This is a genomic window from Cypionkella sp., from assembly GCF_034376685.1.
Taxonomy (GTDB): Bacteria; Pseudomonadota; Alphaproteobacteria; order Rhodobacterales; family Rhodobacteraceae; genus Cypionkella.
Genome location: NZ_JAXMJJ010000019.1, coordinates 32,409 through 47,670 on the forward strand (window position 1 = coordinate 32,409; position 15,262 = coordinate 47,670).

Annotated in this window: 17 protein-coding genes; 14 read left to right on the forward strand and 3 right to left on the reverse strand. The window is 60.6% G+C overall.

The genetic code is table 11. The features are described from left to right. From U1A24_RS04510 to U1A24_RS04550, 9 genes are all read left to right on the forward strand, one after another. The gene (locus U1A24_RS04510; protein ID WP_322320781.1) at positions 1-1,518 is read left to right on the forward strand and encodes a tripartite tricarboxylate transporter permease; all 1,518 of its coding nucleotides are present in this window, start codon (positions 1-3) and stop codon (positions 1,516-1,518) included. 89 nt (positions 1,519-1,607) lie between these two features. Continuing rightward, positions 1,608-2,687: an Ldh family oxidoreductase gene (locus U1A24_RS04515; protein ID WP_322320782.1), complete on the forward strand. Its 1,080-nt coding sequence runs from the start codon at positions 1,608-1,610 to the stop codon at positions 2,685-2,687. Continuing rightward, positions 2,687-3,487, forward strand: coding sequence for a hydroxypyruvate isomerase family protein (locus U1A24_RS04520; protein WP_322320783.1), 801 nt, complete (start codon positions 2,687-2,689; stop codon positions 3,485-3,487). Before U1A24_RS04515 ends, U1A24_RS04520 begins: the two co-directional genes overlap by 1 nt. Positions 3,488-3,490: 3 nt before the next feature. After that, the gene (locus U1A24_RS04525) at positions 3,491-4,867 is read left to right on the forward strand and encodes an NAD-dependent succinate-semialdehyde dehydrogenase (RefSeq protein ID WP_322320784.1); all 1,377 of its coding nucleotides are present in this window, start codon (positions 3,491-3,493) and stop codon (positions 4,865-4,867) included. After that, complete coding sequence (locus tag U1A24_RS04530; protein ID WP_322320785.1) at positions 4,864-5,283, forward strand: cupin domain-containing protein; 420 nt, start codon at positions 4,864-4,866, stop codon at positions 5,281-5,283. The genes U1A24_RS04525 and U1A24_RS04530 overlap by 4 nt, the downstream gene beginning before the upstream one ends. A 13-nt stretch (positions 5,284-5,296) precedes the next feature. Continuing rightward, complete coding sequence (locus tag U1A24_RS04535; RefSeq protein WP_322320786.1) at positions 5,297-5,596, forward strand: antibiotic biosynthesis monooxygenase family protein; 300 nt, start codon at positions 5,297-5,299, stop codon at positions 5,594-5,596. Positions 5,597-5,601: 5 nt separating this feature from the next. Then, entirely contained in the window at positions 5,602-6,642 is a 1,041-nt protein-coding gene (locus tag U1A24_RS04540) for an AbrB family transcriptional regulator (protein WP_322320787.1), read from the forward strand. Between the two features lie 751 nt (positions 6,643-7,393). Beyond that, positions 7,394-8,545 (forward strand): copper-containing nitrite reductase, encoded by a 1,152-nt coding sequence (gene nirK / locus U1A24_RS04545; RefSeq protein ID WP_322320788.1) that lies wholly within the window; start codon positions 7,394-7,396, stop codon positions 8,543-8,545. Between the two features lie 69 nt (positions 8,546-8,614). Next, positions 8,615-9,424, forward strand: a complete 810-nt coding sequence (locus U1A24_RS04550; protein WP_322320789.1) for an SUMF1/EgtB/PvdO family nonheme iron enzyme — start codon at positions 8,615-8,617, stop codon at positions 9,422-9,424. Positions 9,425-9,488: 64 nt separating this feature from the next. Here the strand turns inward: U1A24_RS04550 and U1A24_RS04555 are convergent, their stop codons facing one another. Further along, a complete protein-coding gene (locus U1A24_RS04555) occupies positions 9,489-9,923 on the reverse strand; it encodes a pseudoazurin (protein ID WP_322320790.1) in 435 nt (144 codons plus the stop codon). A 99-nt stretch (positions 9,924-10,022) separates the two neighbouring features. Between U1A24_RS04555 and U1A24_RS04560 the strand changes: the two genes are divergently transcribed. Beyond that, complete coding sequence (locus U1A24_RS04560) at positions 10,023-10,718, forward strand: Crp/Fnr family transcriptional regulator (RefSeq protein ID WP_322320791.1); 696 nt, start codon at positions 10,023-10,025, stop codon at positions 10,716-10,718. A gap of 30 nt (positions 10,719-10,748) precedes the next feature. Here the strand turns inward: U1A24_RS04560 and U1A24_RS04565 are convergent, their stop codons facing one another. Continuing rightward, positions 10,749-11,936 (reverse strand): NnrS family protein, encoded by a 1,188-nt coding sequence (locus tag U1A24_RS04565; protein ID WP_322320792.1) that lies wholly within the window; start codon positions 11,934-11,936, stop codon positions 10,749-10,751. Between the two features lie 244 nt (positions 11,937-12,180). Between U1A24_RS04565 and U1A24_RS04570 the strand changes: the two genes are divergently transcribed. After that, positions 12,181-12,870 (forward strand): Crp/Fnr family transcriptional regulator, encoded by a 690-nt coding sequence (locus U1A24_RS04570; protein ID WP_322320793.1) that lies wholly within the window; start codon positions 12,181-12,183, stop codon positions 12,868-12,870. A gap of 10 nt (positions 12,871-12,880) precedes the next feature. Here the strand turns inward: U1A24_RS04570 and U1A24_RS04575 are convergent, their stop codons facing one another. Then, a complete protein-coding gene (locus U1A24_RS04575; RefSeq protein WP_322320794.1) occupies positions 12,881-13,090 on the reverse strand; it encodes a DUF1858 domain-containing protein in 210 nt (69 codons plus the stop codon). Between the two features lie 138 nt (positions 13,091-13,228). Here U1A24_RS04575 and U1A24_RS04580 point away from each other — a divergent pair, with 138 nt between their 5' ends. From U1A24_RS04580 to U1A24_RS04590, 3 genes are all read left to right on the forward strand, one after another. Next, complete coding sequence (locus U1A24_RS04580; protein WP_322320795.1) at positions 13,229-13,681, forward strand: cytochrome c; 453 nt, start codon at positions 13,229-13,231, stop codon at positions 13,679-13,681. A 9-nt stretch (positions 13,682-13,690) separates the two neighbouring features. After that, positions 13,691-15,043 carry a cbb3-type cytochrome c oxidase subunit I gene (locus tag U1A24_RS04585; RefSeq protein WP_322320796.1) on the forward strand — a complete coding sequence of 451 codons (1,353 nt, stop codon included), beginning with the start codon at positions 13,691-13,693 and terminating at the stop codon, positions 15,041-15,043. Then, the coding region (locus U1A24_RS04590; RefSeq protein WP_322320797.1) for an AAA family ATPase at positions 15,040-15,262 on the forward strand (223 nt) is incomplete at its 3' end. The genes U1A24_RS04585 and U1A24_RS04590, both read left to right, overlap by 4 nt.

Sequence of the window (15,262 nt, forward strand, 5' to 3'; positions counted from 1 at the left end):
ATGGATTCCATCACAGGATTGATGAACGGCTTCAGCATCGCGTTGCAGCCGCAGAACTTAATGTGGGCCTTCATTGGCACGTTTATGGGCACCGCCATCGGCGTGCTGCCCGGCATTGGCCCAGCGCTGACCATCGCGCTGTTGCTGCCGGTGACGGTATATATAGAGCCGACTGCCGCCTTCATCATGTTCGCGGGCATTTTCTATGGCGCGATGTATGGTGGATCAACGACTTCGATCTTGCTGAACACGCCCGGCGAAAGCGGGTCGATGATGACGGCGCTTGAGGGCAACCAGATGGCGCGCAATGGCCGGGGTGCAGCAGCGCTTTGCACGGCGGCAATAGGATCATTCGTGGCTGGCACAATCGGCACGCTTGGGATCACCTTTCTGGCCCCGCCGATTGCCGAACTGGCCTTTATCTTCAAACCGCAAGACTATTTCGGCTTGATGCTGCTGTCGTTCCTGTCGGTGTCGGTGGTGATGGGAACCTCGAAAGTGCGCGGCTTTATCGCGCTGTTCATTGGCCTGTCATTGGGACTGGTAGGCATCGACAAACAGTCGGGCCTGCAACGCCTGACCTTCGGTGTGCCCGATCTGATGGACGGGGTAGAGATGACGGTGGTGCTGGTGTCACTGTTTGCCATCGGCGAGACGCTTTATGTTGCCAGCCGCTTTGGCCTGCACAAGCCAAACCTCAACCCTTTGGCGGGCGGCATGTGGATGACCAAGGACGACTGGAAACGGTCGTGGAAGCCTTGGCTGCGTGGCACATTCCTGGGATTCCCCATCGGCGCATTGCCTGCGGGCGGGGCCGAGATTCCGACGTTTCTATCCTACACCCTGGAGCGCAAGCTGACCAAACATCCCCAAGAATTCGGTCATGGCGCGATTGAAGGCGTGGCAGGACCAGAGGCTGCAAATAATGCCGCCGCAGCCGGGGTGCTGGTGCCGCTGCTGACATTGGGTCTGCCAACCTCTGCGACCGCCGCTATCTTGTTGGCAGCATTCCAGAACTACGGTCTGCAGCCGGGACCAATGCTGTTCATCAACTCGGGTGATCTTGTCTGGTCGCTGATCGCCTCGCTGTACGTCGGCAACCTCATGCTGCTGATCCTGAACTTGCCGTTGGCGGGGCTTTGGGTGCGGCTGCTGTTCATCCCACGGCCCTATCTATACGCGGGCATCCTCATTTTCTCGCTGGTGGGTATTTGGGGGGTGTCGAATTCCTGGGTTGATCTTGCGATGATGTTTGGTGTCGGGCTGATGGGCTACACAATGCGGGTCTATGACTTTCCGATTGCGCCTGTGCTGATCGGACTGATCTTGGGACCGATGGCCGAACTGCAGCTGCGTCGGGCGCTGGCGATAGGACAAGGCGATCCGATGGTCTTCGTCTCAACCCCCTTGTCGGCGGTGCTGATAACCGTGTCCGTGCTGATTGTCGTGGTTCCAGCCGTGCTACATTGGCGTCGCACCCGGAAGATCAAGTTTGACGATGCGCCCTCGGGCCACTGACAGACGTTCCACGGATGAAGCCGTGAATGATGATGTAGCCGGCCGCTGTGGTGGCCGGGTTGGACAATGCAACCTGCTGGAGCCCAAAGATGGCCAAAACGAGCTACTTCCACGCACAGGATCTGACCGATTATGCAGTGGCAATGTTCCGCACCGTCGGGATGAGCGATGAGGATGCCAAGCTCATTGCGGGCGATCTGGTCAAAGCGAACCTGCGCGGCGTCGACAGCCACGGCATCAGCCGCATCCCGATGTATCTGGAACGGCTGCGGCAGGGGCTGGTAAACCCGAGGCCGGATGTGAAGGTGACAAAGGTTGCCGGGGCGGTGGCGCATGTTGATGGTGACAACGGCATGGGCTTTGTGCCCTCGCATGTCGCAATGAACGCGGCATGCGACATTGCTGCCGAGATGGGGATCGGCTTGGTCGGTGTGCACCGGTCGACCCATTTTGGCATGGGGGCCTCCTATGCGCTGCGGGCGATCGAGCGCGGCTTTATCTCGATGATCTTCACCAACTCGTCGCCTGCAATCGCGATGTGGGGGGGACGGACGGCGTTCCTTGGCGCCAGTCCAATCGCCGCGGGTATCCCCGGTGGTAAACATCCGCCCTATGTCATGGACATGGCGATGACCGTCATCGCGCGCGGCAAGATCCGGTTGGCGGCGATGAAGGGCGACCCGATCCCCGAGGGACTTGCGCTGGACCTTGAGGGCAACCCCACCACTGATGCTGCCAAGGCATTTGAGGGCGTTTGCCTGCCATTCGGCGGGGTGAAAGGCTCGGTTCTTGGGACGCTTATGGATCTGATGTCAGGCGTGCTGACCGGGGCGAATTTTGGCGGCGATGTCAAAAGCCTCTACTTCGACCATTCCGAACCGCAGAATGTCGGGCATCTGTTTTTTGCCATCAAGCCAGACTTGTTCATGTCGCTGACCGATTTCGGCGCGCGGATGGATACGTTTTATGAAAGGATCAAAGACCTGCCGCGGGCCGCCGGGGTGGACGAGATTATGCTGCCCGGTGAGCCGGAACAACGCCGCGAAATGCAGCGGCGGCGCGACGGTGTGCCGGTGACCGCAAACGTTGTCGATGATCTTATTACCGAAGGCAAAGCTGCGGGCGTGGTGTTTCCCGCCGGAGCCGCCGCACCGTTCAAGGCGGCTTGATGAACCGGCTGTCCGCCCATATCGGCTACCTCTACACCGATCTGCCGTTTGCCGACCGGCTGACGGCTGCAGCACGCGACGGCTTTACCGCCGTTGAACACCCAGAGCCTTGGGCGATCCCTACCGCAGAGATGCGGACGCGGCTTGGCGATCTGGGTCTGACATTCTCGCAAGTCACGTCCGGCATGGGCGAACCTGCACGAAGCGAAAAAGGCTTGGCAGCGCTGCACGGACGCGAGGACGACTTCCGCCGGGGGTTTGAGCGGGCGTTGGATTATGCCGTTGGCGTGGGTTGCCCCTTCGTGCATCCGATGGCGGGGGTGCCAAAAGACGGCTTGCAGCAGGCAGATGAGACCTATCGCAGAAATCTGTTGTGGGCGATCAGGCATTGCCAAGGCACAGGTGCGCGCGTTCTGGTCGAAGCGATCACCATTCCCGGATATCACGTTGGCTCGCTGGCCTTTGCATCACAGCTGCAAGACCAGTTTGCAGATGCGTTTTCCCTGTTGTTCGACACGTTTCATGCCGCAACGCTTGGCGAAGATCCGGTGCGCTGGATAACAGCCAACCCGACCCGCCTTGGCCACGTTCACATCGCCGACCATCCCGGCCGCCACGAGCCGGGCACGGGGAATTTGCCGTTCGACCGCATCCTGTCTGCCCTCGCTGCGGCCGGTTATGCGGGTGCCATCGGCTTTGAATACATCCCCTCAACGGCGTCCACATCGCACAGCGCACAGTTTCTGTCCGGTTGGAAGCCACATCTCCCAAGCGTTTTTCGCCGATCAACCGGAGCCTGAGCCATGACCACAATCACCTCGATCAACCCGACCACGGGCGAACCGATCCGCAGCTTTGTCTTGCAAGACGACGCGGCCATTGAGACGGCCCTGGCGGCAGCAGCGACAGCGCAGAAATCATGGCGCAACGTGCCGATCGCAGAACGGGTGAAACTGCTGATGCGGATCGCCGTCGTTTTGCGGCAGGATAAGGCCCGCTATGCCGAAATAATCACCCGCGAAATGGGCAAACCGATCGTCGAGGCCGAAGCCGAGATTGAGAAATGTGCGTTCAACTGCGATTTCTACGCTGAACATGGCCCGATCTATCTGGCGGACGAGCCTGTGGCCTCAAACGCCACTGAAAGCGTGATTGCATTTGAACCGTTGGGCGTGGTGCTGGCGATCATGCCGTGGAACTATCCGTTCTGGCAGTATTTCCGCTTTGCCGCCCCTGCGCTGGTCGCGGGCAATGGTGCTATCCTGAAACACGCCAACAACGTGCCGGAATCGGCGCTGGCTGTGCAAGAGGTAATGGACAAAGCCGGAGCCCCGGCAGGCTTGACCGCGACCTTGCTGATCGACAATGCCAAAGTCGCAGGCATCATCGCAGATAACCGGATCGCCGCGATCACTCTGACCGGCTCGACCGAGGTGGGGTCGATTGTGGCGGCCCAAGCCGGGAAGGCGCTGAAAAAGCAGGTGCTGGAACTGGGTGGGTCCGATCCGTTCCTTGTGCTGGCGGATGCCGATCTGGAGGCTGCGGCGGAAACCGCTATAAAGGCGCGCTACGTCAATGTCGGGCAGTCTTGTGTAAACGCGAAACGCTTCATCGTCGAAGACGCCGTGGCTGACCGTTTTGTCCAACTGTTTGTGCAAAAAGCTGCGGCTCTGAAGGTCGGCGATCCGATGCAGCGTGACACCAAAATTGGCCCGATGGCGCGGGCCAATCTCCTGGCGACGCTGCATGGGCAGGTCGAACGATCAGTCGCGCAAGGGGCGGTGCTAAAGCTCGGCGGGCAGCCGCTGAAGCGTGAGGGCTGTTATTATCCCCCCACCGTGCTCGATCATGTAAGGCCCGGCATGGTGGCCTTTGTCGAGGAAACCTTCGGCCCTGTTGCGGCCATTATCCGCGCGCGAGATGCCGATGAGGCTGTGGCCATGGCCAATGACAGCGAATACGGTCTTGGTGCTGCCTTGTGGACAGGTGACGCCGTTCGGGCGCGGCGACTGGCCAGCCAAATTGAGGCCGGGGCGGTCTTCATCAACGGCATGACAGCTTCGGACCCGCGCTATCCTTTCGGCGGCATCAAGCGCTCGGGCTATGGGCGGGAGTTGGGCGTCTATGGCATCCGCGAATTCGTCAACATCAAAACCATTTGGATCGGCCCCGCAAAATGAGCATTATCCGATCTGAACCCGCAATTCTTCGCCCCGCCCAGTTGAAAGCCAACGACCGGGGTGGTGGTGCGCGCACCACGCCGCTGGTGACCCGGCGTTGCGGTTCGACCAGCTTGATAAACGGCATCACCGCCTTCGATCCGGGTGCGGCCATCGGTCTGCATTTCCACAACTGCGAGGAAAGCGTTATGGTGATTGAAGGTCAGGCGATTGCCGAGATTGATGGTGTGCAGCACAATCTCGACACCTTTGACACCACATGGATTCCGCCAAACGTCCCGCACCGCTTCATCAACGCCACGGACAAACCGATGCGGATTTTCTGGACCTACGCAACCATTGACGCAACCCGCACCATGCTTGCCAGCGGCGAGACGCGCACAATCGACGCCGAACACGGTCATGCGCCAAAGTAGAGAAAGAGCTTTCATGTCTACATCTCTCGTTGAAACGGCCGAGATCACCGTGACCGACACTGTCGGGTTTGAAGCCGCAGTGGCACTGGCTCGACCGCATTTTCTGGCCGCTGCGGGCTGTTTGGGGCTGTCGCTGCACCGACTGATTGAGACACCTCAAGTCTATCGACTGGTGGTCATATGGCGCAGCCTTGAGTATCACACCGTGACCTTTCGCGGCTCGGAAGGTTTTCAGGCCTGGCGCACGCTGGCGGCACCCTTCTTTGCCCATCCGCCTGTGGTGACACATACAACCACCATTAATCTGGATTGACATGTATGTGGCGCGCCGCCTTCCCAAAGCAAGCACTGACAGCCGCTATCGCACTTTCTGGCGTTGGCCTGTTTGTGCTGCTTGCGCTGCCGCTGCCTTTCTTGTTCGGGCCGATGGTTGCCTGCCTCATGGCGGCATTACTAGGGGCGCCCCTGCAAGGGTTTGGTCAGGTCTCGATTGCGGCCAGATCCGTGCTGGGTGTCGCCATTGGCGCGTCGGTCACACCGGCATTGGTGGCAAAACTACCTTCCATGCTGGCCTCGTTGGCAATCATTCCGGTGTATATCGCAGTGATCGGCCTGATTGGGGTGCCGTTCTTTCGCAAGGTCTGCGGCTTTGACACGGTGACGGCGTTCTATGCCGCGATGCCGGGTGGCGCAGCAGATATGACGATTTTTGGCCAGGAGGCAGGGGCAAATGTACGACAGTTGTCCCTGGTGCATGTAACCCGGCTTTTAGTCATTATGGTCGTGGCTCCGGTGGTTCTGGTCAATGTCTACGGGGTGAGTCTGGGGCAACCCATCGGCTTGCCTGCGGCTGACCTGCCCACGACTCAGCTAGTGCTGATGGTGGCAGCCGCGCTTGTGGGTTGGAAGGGCGGCGCGCGGATCGGGCTTTTCGGCGCAGCCATCCTTGGGCCCCTGATCGTCAGCGCCGCATTGTCGCTTGGCGGTCTGTTGCACCAGCGTCCGCCGCGAGAAGCGCTTTTGATAGCGCAGCTTTTGATCGGCACGGGTATCGGTGTCAGCTATGTTGGTGTCACGCTAAGAGAGCTGCGCAACACTGTGGCAGGTGGTGCAGCGTTTGTGGCCATTCTTGCGATACTGGCGGGGATCGTTACCGAAATTGTCACGCTGTCGGGGCTTGCTCCGCCGGTTGAGGGTTTTCTTGCTTTTGCGCCCGGGGGGCAGGCAGAAATGTCGATGCTGGCCATTGTCGCAGGGGCCGATCTTGGCTTTGTCATAGCACATCACCTGACGCGTATTCTGCTGGTGATCTTGGTCGGGCCACTGTTGTTTCGGCTACTGATCGGCCGCCTGCGGTAAGACAGGCGGAGGTTTCATTCAGAAAGATTTGCGGTGTTTTTTGTATTGTGGCCAATGCTGAGTAAGTGATGCGACCCCAACGTTGGACGGCCCGAAGTCAAAGTTTCCCAGATGCTCTGCTCCCCAACCTTGGACCGCCGGATGGTGGAGTTTTCCGGCCCGATGCTCAGGGTGACGGGCTGGTGATGCGCTTAGTTTCGTCAGCAGGATCGGGACCTTGTTACCGATCGCGCAGTGCGGCCGGTACTTGTTGTGGTCATTGAAGAACTCATCAACGAGCCAGATATGAGGTCGGGTTGCTGCGCTTAGCCGAAACTGGTGCAAAGATGCCGCGATGGTCTGCTCTCCAGCCTCACGCCTGATCCGTTGACCTTTTCGCTGCTAACCGCGCGAATGGCGGCTCTTTTAAGGTCTCTGCAACTGCGCTGCCGTCAGACGGCTCTCCGCTTATTGCGCAGTTCATGCCTGTCAGGGCTGCGCTCGGCCAATAACGGAAGTTCCGTGTCGCTATATGGTCTTTCGAAAGTGGGCACTCGTGATGAATGCAGTGAGTGCGAACTTACCTCGTTAGGATTTGCCGCAGGCAGCGCAGATGTGGTCTGCACAAATCACCCGATTGCACTCACTTGGTCGTGGAGCGCTTGGTGATACGCCATCGAGCTACTGCCGCGAACATTGCTGCATCACAACGAACGAAGCATGGAGGAAAGGTAGATTTCGGAAAACGCTCCATTCCCGAAAGGAAAACCAGATGCTGACCAGACGATCTGCACTCTTGGGCGCCGCATTGGTTGCGGCCTCACCCTATGTGACGAAGACCTCCGTGGCGGCGGAAGAGGTGATGGACACTTCGGCGGCAGCCCCTGTCGATCTGTCGACACTGACACGCCGCAAGGTGAAGCTGGTGGCTCCGCCCTTCGTGCATCCGCATGAGCAGATTGCAACCACCGGCCCGCAAATTGTCGAATTCGAGATGAAGATCATCGAGAAGGAAATTCAGGTCGATGAGGGCGCCTGGTTGCAGGCAATGACCTTCAACGGCTCGGTTCCCGGCCCGATGATGGTGGTGCATGAGGGCGATTATGTGGAACTGACCCTGTTCAACCCGCCAGAAAACATGATGCAGCACAATATCGACTTTCACGCGGCGACGGGCGCTTTGGGCGGCGGATCGCTGACGCTGGTCAATCCCGGCGAAAAGGCCGTGCTGCGGTTCAAGGCCACGCGTCCGGGCGTGTTTGTCTACCACTGCGCGCCGGGCGGCCCCATGATCCCTTGGCATGTGGTTTCGGGCATGTCGGGGTGTATCATGGTCCTGCCGCGCGACGGGCTGAAGGATCATCTGGGCGCTCCGGTTGCCTATGACCGTGTTTACTACATCGGCGAGAATGACTTCTACATTCCGCGCGGCCCGGATGGTGCCTATCTGCGCTTCGCCGATGCTGGCGAAAGCTATGCCGACACGCTTGAGGTGATGAATCGCCTGATCCCCTCGCATGTGGTGTTCAATGGCCGGGTGGGTGCCCTTACAGGCGACACGGCTCTGGCAGCGGAACAGGGCGAAACCGTGCTGTTCGTGCACAGTCAGGCCAACCGTGACAGCCGTCCGCATCTGATCGGCGGGCATGGCGATCTGGTCTGGGAAAGTGGCAAGTTCAACAACCTGCCCGAGCGCGATCTTGAGACCTGGTTCATCCGCGGCGGATCGGCGGGGGCGGCGCTCTATACCTTCCTGCAACCGGGCGTCTATGCCTACGTCAACCACAACCTGATCGAGGCGGTCAATCTGGGGGCGACGGCACATGTGATCGTCGGCGGCGACTGGAACAACGATCTGATGGAACAGGTGGTGGCCCCGGTCGAATACGATGTCGCGCATGAGGGGCGGACCGCGCTCCCGTAAAGCTGGTCGGCATTGATCAACGGGCGGCTCCAGCCTTGGGGCCGCCTTTTCTTGACTATGGGGGCAATCATGAAACATCGTTCAGGTCTTGTGTTGCTGGCAGGATCGGCTTTGGCAGCGGCGATCCTGCTCTGGCCCGATCCGCCCCCGTCGGTGGCGCTACCCAAAACCGTGCAGATTGCCGCTGGTCTACAGCACTATCGCCCGGCGGGCGAGTTCCGTCAGGGCACCAAAGTCGTCGATGCCCCGAAACATCCATTGGATGCGGGTGCACTGGAGATCATGAAATACCAGGTGAGCGCGGCAGACTATGCCCGCTGCATGACCGAGAACGCCTGCCCGCTCGTGGCGTCCAGCGGACAGGCAGGCTTTGCCCAGACCAACATCAACCACGCGGATGCGACCGCCTATGCCGAATGGTTCTCAGTACGCACCGGACAGCACTGGCGCTTGCCGACCGATGCCGAATGGCTGCGCGCGGCAGCCGAGCGCGGCAGTGATGACAGTTTTGCTGACGATGCCAACGGTGCGGACCCATCGCGGCGCTGGATCGCAAGTTATCAGCGCGAGGTCGCTTTGCGCGGCGCGGCCGATCTGGTGGCGCATCCGTCCGGATATTTTGGTGAGAACACTCTGGGGGTGGCCGATATGGCTGGCAACGTCTGGGAATGGACGGAAACCTGCTTTCAAAACGGCACGCTCAGCCCAGACGGGGCAACCATCGCGACACAATCAGACTATTGCGGCGTGCGGGCGGTGCAGGGCAAGCACCGGGCCTTCGTGATCGGTTTCATCCGCGATGCGCGCTCTGGCGGATGCGCCGCCGGGGTGCCGCCAGATTATCTGGGGTTCCGGCTGGTGCGGGACGGGGCGGCATGACACCACTCAATGACCAAAGGGCGGCCCCGCTGCCGGGGCCGCCCTTTGTATGTGTGTCACGACCTTACTGGACGATCTGCGCGACCAGTGGCTCGAACCGGGTTTTCGCCTTACCCTTCAGCAGCACAGCCGCAACGGCCTCTTGATTGACCGGCGCACCCGCCTGGATCAACGCGACCATGCCCATCGTGTAATGCGGCGTGCATTTCACGCCATAGAGCCCCTCTGCGGTCAGGGTCAGCACATAGTCTTCGCCCATTTTGCTTTTGAACGCCTCGACACCTTCCGGCAGCATGTCGGCGATGCCTTCGGCATTGTGGCCCTTGTCAGTCGAGATGAACGTGACAGTGTCACCAACAGCCGCTTTCACGAAAGCAGGTTCGAACACCATGGCACCCTCGGTGCCTTTGTTCAGCATCTTCACCTCAAAGTTTTCGGCAAAGGCGGCAGGGGCCAGCAGAAAAGCAGCAAGGCTGGCGGCGATCAGTTTCGGGAACATGAGGCGTCCTTTCGAGGAACGGGAGCGATTGGTCTTCCCTTGGTTCTAGGCTAAGGTCACACGCGGCTCGTTGTGCTGCGACAACATCGGAGGCTGTGGTTGAAAAAACTTGATGAAAGCCTGCTGATCGACCTGCCGCCGTTTCGCAAACTCGCTCGCCCGCAGATCCGCGAGATCCTTGATGCCGCTACGTCTATGCGTTTTGATCCTGGGGTTGCGGTGTTCAGCGAAGGTCAGCCGGTCGAGCGGTTCTTTCTGCTGATGGACGGACATATCCGGGTGATACGCACCACACCGGGCGGCGACCAGATCATCGCCTTGCATATCGCACCGGGACAGTTGTTCGGCATCGGCGCTGCATTGGGGCGCACCACCTATCCGGCGACGGCGATGACGGCTGATGAATGTCTGGCGCTGGCCTGGCCCAACCGGCTGTGGGCGGGCTTCGTCGAGCGTTATGACGGCTTTGCCACCGAGACTTACAAGACCGTTGGCGAACGTGTGGGCGAGATGAACAACCGTATCGTCGAAATGGCCACGCAGCAGGTCGAACAGCGCGTGGCCTGCGCCATCCTGCGCCTGATCACCCAGACCGGCCGCAAGGTCGAAGGCGGCATCGAGATCGCCTTGCCAATCACCCGGCAGAACATATCGGACATGACCGGCACCACGCTGCACACCGTCAGCCGCCTGCTCAGCGGATGGGAGCGGGACGGAATTGTGCTGTCAGAACGTCGCAAGATCACCGTGACCGCCCCACATCGGCTGGTCATCCTCAGCGGTGCAACCGCCTGACCTGCCCTCCGATGGGCCGTGCCGGGCCTGTCATCGACCATTGGGCTGACGCCGCGCCGGATTGGGCAAGCTGAGCACCGGGGCCATGCGCCAGACAAAGATGCCAAAGCCCAGCGCCCAGAGCACCGCCGCGATCCACAGCCCCATCATTGTTGGTGCTGCGACCCGCACAACCGCCGCAAGGGCCACACTGACAAAGGCCAATGTCAGCGCAGGCCCCGCCTGCAACGCGCGCCCGGTGTGGCCAAGCGACGCCCGCATCATGACGGCCAGAGTCATGCCGCCAAACCCGCCCACTCCCAACAGATGAAGCCCAATCGCGGCAGGCAGGTGGCCAAGCGACGCGAGGCTCAGCGCCGCCAATCCCACCGGGATGAATCCAAACGCAAGATGCAGCATCAGCAGCAAGGGTGATGACCAGACGCGCCACCCGCGCCACCGCAGAAGGCGCAAGCCCTGCACCGCTGCGGCCAGCATCAGCGCCACCCCGGAATAGCGGGACTCTGGCCAGACGACCCACGCCAACAGCGCCGTCAACATCACCACAAGGCTTGCCACATCAAACCGCCCGAACGGCACCGGCAGTGGCCCCGGTTCGGGGCTGCGCTTGACCAGCCAGTTGCGGGTAAAGCTGGGGATGATCCGCCCGCCGATCAGCAGGATCAGGATCACCACCATCGCAAACCCCAACCGCCGCCCAATGTCGGCGCCGCCCGTCGCGATCGACTCCAGATGAAACGTGATGTTGGCAACCAGATACAGCAGAACCGGGGCGACCACCTTCAGGTTGCTCCAGTTGCGCCCCGCCACGATCTCGGTAGTAACCATTGCACCGATTGCCAGCATGAAGCCGCAATCCACCGCCATCACCGCCACTGGCTCCAACCCCAGCATACCAGCCACCGCCAACCGCCCGGCCAGCCACAGTGCCGTCAACACCATCAGCGGCCAGCCGCGGGTTGGCATGCGCCCGGTCCAGTTTGGAATCGCGGTGAACAGGAAACCGGCAATCACCGCCGAGGTATAACCGAACAGCATTTCGTGGATATGCCAGTCCAGCGGCGAAAACGGCCCGCTCAGCGTGATATCCCCCGACCAGACCAGCATCCAAAGCGGCACGATCAATGCGGCGAACAGGCCCGCTGCCAGAAACAGCGGGCGGAAGCCATAACTGAACAGGCTGGGGCCGCCATAGGCCGCGCGGATGGATTTTTGCATGTTTGATACCTTTCAGCATGGTTGGGCGGGCCTGATCAGAGCGCGCGGGCGATCGGGCCAATTTGCAATCGGTGGCCAAGCCGAATGCCACGCAACGATTTGCGGTTTCGGACGTTGACACAGCAAGCGGACGTTGCCACAGCTGGTGGGCGATTGACGTTGCGCTGGCACAATCTCAGGAAACTCCATGAAAACCTATGAAGCTGCCAGGCTTGGCCAAACGCCGCCCTTTCTCGGTCTTCACATGCAGCAGCTTCGAGATGTTATGGCCCTGGCCGAGCCGCGACGTTTGCTTGGCGGGACGGTGATTTTTGACGAGGGGCAGCCGGTGCGCCGTTTCTCGCTGCTAATGACGGGCGACATCCGATTTGTGAGGCTGACAGCCGAAGGTGACCAGATCATTGTGCTCCACATTCAGGTCGGGCAAATGTTTGGCATCGGGGTGGCGCTTGGACAGATCACCCATCAGACCACGGCGATAGCCGCAAATGATTGTTTGCTTCTGTCTTGGCCGAATGCGCTCTGGTCGGTATTTTGCGCCGCCTATCCCGCGTTTGCGGCCGCGACGTTTCGAGCAGTTGGTGCCCGCGCCGATGAAATGAGCAACCGGATTGTCGAATTATCCACCAAGTTGGTGGAACAGCGGATCGCCTGTGCGTTGCTGCGAATGATTGGCCAATCCGGGCGCAAAGTTGGGGGCGGGGTCGAGATCGGCTTTCCACTGACACGCGGCAACATCGCCGACATGACGGGCACCACGCTACACACCGTCAGCCGCGTGCTGAGCAGTTGGGAAAGGCTGCGGCTGATCGAAAGCACCCGGTGCCACATCGTGGTGATTGACCCGCACCGCTTGGTCATGATCAGCTTGGCCACCGGCCGCAGCCCCACCGATCACCCCGGTTTCGCAGAGATCGCAGCGGCGATCCACTAGGCCTGCCCAGTCAGCCAGTCACCGCCATACGCAAATTGGCGCGAAAGATGGCTTCATCCAGCCCGTATTCGGCACAGGCATCAATCACGGTGTGAAATGGTGCGATCGGGCAACCGAAGCACATCATGCGATGGGACAAGAACACCCGCGCCGTGTCGGGCCAAAGGTCGAACAGCAGGCGCAGCGGCATATCGGGATCGTCCAGTCTGGGGCCGCGCATCCTGCCTCCGTCTCGACCGAATGGCCGTCCTGCCACCCTGTGTCCGCCATTGCCCTGCGTCGTTGTGCTGGAACAACGTCTGGCGGCGGCGCAGCGCGTAGACCGGGCTGATCCGCAACAATCGCCAGGACCGACCCCATGTCAGAGATCCTCACGAAGTCACGCGCCAGGAACATATTTTACGGTGGATCGCTGTTTTTCATCATCGTGTTCATTGCCATGACCATCCATTCCCACCGCTATCTGGTGAATGTCTCCACCGCAGGCATGCCGCTGTCGCCCGAGGTGATCCTTGGCAAGCATGTCTGGGAGCGTCACAGCTGCATCAACTGTCATACGTTGCACGGCGAAGGCGCGTATTTTGCCCCCGAACTCGGCAATGTGATGACCCGTTGGGGCGTGCAGGACGATCCGCAGGCCGCGTTTGAGACGCTGGACGGCTGGATGGCCGCCCAACCCAGCGGCATCGAAGGGCGTCGCCAGATGCCTTTGTTCAAGATCACCCCCGAAGAAATGCGCGCTCTGGCAGAGTTTCTCCGCTGGGCTGATCAGACAGACACCCAAGGCTGGCCGCCAACGGATGCGGGATAGGAGAAAGACATGAAATATCAATCACAAAGGGTCGCCCTTGCCTATTTTATTGTGGCAATGGGGCTGTTCGGAATTCAGGTCGCAGGCGGGCTGCTGGCGGGGTGGATCTATGTCTCGCCCAACACATTGTCAGAAATCCTGCCGTTCAACATCATCCGCATGATCCACACCAATGCGCTGATCGTCTGGCTGCTGCTGGGGTTCTTTGGCGCGGCCTATTTCCTTGTGCCAGAAGAATCCGAGCGCGAAATCTGGTCGGTGAAACTGGCCTATCTGCAACTGATCATCCTCGTCGTCGGCACCTTGGGGGCAGTTGGCAGCTATCTGGTCGGCATCCACGGCGGGCGAGAATTTCTCGAACAGCCGCTCTGGGTGAAATTCGGCATCCTTGTCGCGGCGGTGATCTTTCTGATCAACATCTCGATGACTGTGCTCGCTGGCCGCAAGACCGCAATCACCGGCGTGTTGTTGACCGGGCTGTGGCTGTTGTCACTGCTGTGGATCTTTGCCTTCATCAACCCCGACAACCTCAGCCTCGACAAGATGTACTGGTGGTTCGTCGTCCACCTCTGGGTCGAGGGCACGTGGGAGCTGGTGATGGCCGCGATCCTGGCCTTCCTGATGCTGAAGCTTACAGGTGTCGACCGCGAGGTGGTGGAGAAATGGCTGTACGTCATCGTCGCCACCGCACTGTTCTCTGGCATCCTTGGCACGGGGCACCACTTCTACTGGATCGGTCTGCCGGAGTACTGGCAGTGGACCGGCTCCATCTTCTCGGCCTTCGAGGTGGTGCCGTTCTTCGCGATGATGTCCTTTGCCTTCATCATGGTGTGGAAGGGTCGTCGCAACCATCCGAACAAGGCGGCCCTTCTCTGGGCGCTGGGCTCGGCCACCGTGGCCTTCTTCGGTGCGGGCGTCTGGGGCTTTCTGCACACTTTCCACGGCGTGAACTTCTACACCCACGGCACGCAGATCACCGCGGCCCACGGCCACCTGGCCTTCTACGGCGCCTATGTCGCGATGAACCTGGCGATCATCAGCTATGCCATGCCGCTGCTGCGCGGCCGCGCACCCTATAATCAGGTGCTGAACATGGTGTCCTTCTGGCTGATGACCGGGGGCATGGCGTTCATGACCTTCGTCCTGACCTTCGCCGGCACGATCCAGACCCACATGCAGCGCATCGTCGGCGACTACTACATGGATGTGCAGGACCAGCTTTCCCTCTTCTACATGATGCGCTTCGGGGCCGGGATTGCCGTGGTGCTGGGCGCGATCCTGTTCATCTACGCCCAAGTCGTGGTCCGGCGCGAAGTTATCGCCCCCGGTCCGGTGGTGCTGCCGGAAGGAGAGGTCCTGTGAACGCCCTGACTCCCGAACGCACTGTCCCCTACTACCGCCCCGTGGCGCAGGAAGTTGCCCTGTTCGAAGCCGCCCATGCACGCGGTCTGCCCCTTCTTCTGAAGGGGCCGACCGGCTGCGGCAAGACGCGCTTCGTCGAGCACATGGCCTGGCGGCTCGGCCGCCCGCTGGTCACCGTCGCGGCGCACGAGGACATGACAGCCTCCGACCTCGCCGGCC

Bases quoted from the DNA above. Each gene is read 5' to 3' on its own strand.
- U1A24_RS04510 (WP_322320781.1), top strand. From the start codon at position 1: ATGGATTCCATCACAGGATTGATGAACGGCTTCAGCATCGCGTTGCAG.
- U1A24_RS04515 (WP_322320782.1), top strand. From the start codon at position 1,608: ATGGCCAAAACGAGCTACTTCCACGCACAGGATCTGACCGATTATGCA.
- U1A24_RS04520 (WP_322320783.1), top strand. From the start codon at position 2,687: ATGAACCGGCTGTCCGCCCATATCGGCTACCTCTACACCGATCTGCCG.
- U1A24_RS04525 (WP_322320784.1), top strand. From the start codon at position 3,491: ATGACCACAATCACCTCGATCAACCCGACCACGGGCGAACCGATCCGC.
- U1A24_RS04530 (WP_322320785.1), top strand. From the start codon at position 4,864: ATGAGCATTATCCGATCTGAACCCGCAATTCTTCGCCCCGCCCAGTTG.
- U1A24_RS04535 (WP_322320786.1), top strand. From the start codon at position 5,297: ATGTCTACATCTCTCGTTGAAACGGCCGAGATCACCGTGACCGACACT.
- U1A24_RS04540 (WP_322320787.1), top strand. From the start codon at position 5,602: ATGTGGCGCGCCGCCTTCCCAAAGCAAGCACTGACAGCCGCTATCGCA.
- nirK (WP_322320788.1), top strand. From the start codon at position 7,394: ATGCTGACCAGACGATCTGCACTCTTGGGCGCCGCATTGGTTGCGGCC.
- U1A24_RS04550 (WP_322320789.1), top strand. From the start codon at position 8,615: ATGAAACATCGTTCAGGTCTTGTGTTGCTGGCAGGATCGGCTTTGGCA.
- U1A24_RS04555 (WP_322320790.1), bottom strand. From the start codon at position 9,923: ATGTTCCCGAAACTGATCGCCGCCAGCCTTGCTGCTTTTCTGCTGGCC.
- U1A24_RS04565 (WP_322320792.1), bottom strand. From the start codon at position 11,936: ATGCAAAAATCCATCCGCGCGGCCTATGGCGGCCCCAGCCTGTTCAGT.
- U1A24_RS04570 (WP_322320793.1), top strand. From the start codon at position 12,181: ATGCAGCAGCTTCGAGATGTTATGGCCCTGGCCGAGCCGCGACGTTTG.
- U1A24_RS04575 (WP_322320794.1), bottom strand. From the start codon at position 13,090: ATGCGCGGCCCCAGACTGGACGATCCCGATATGCCGCTGCGCCTGCTG.
- U1A24_RS04580 (WP_322320795.1), top strand. From the start codon at position 13,229: ATGTCAGAGATCCTCACGAAGTCACGCGCCAGGAACATATTTTACGGT.
- U1A24_RS04585 (WP_322320796.1), top strand. From the start codon at position 13,691: ATGAAATATCAATCACAAAGGGTCGCCCTTGCCTATTTTATTGTGGCA.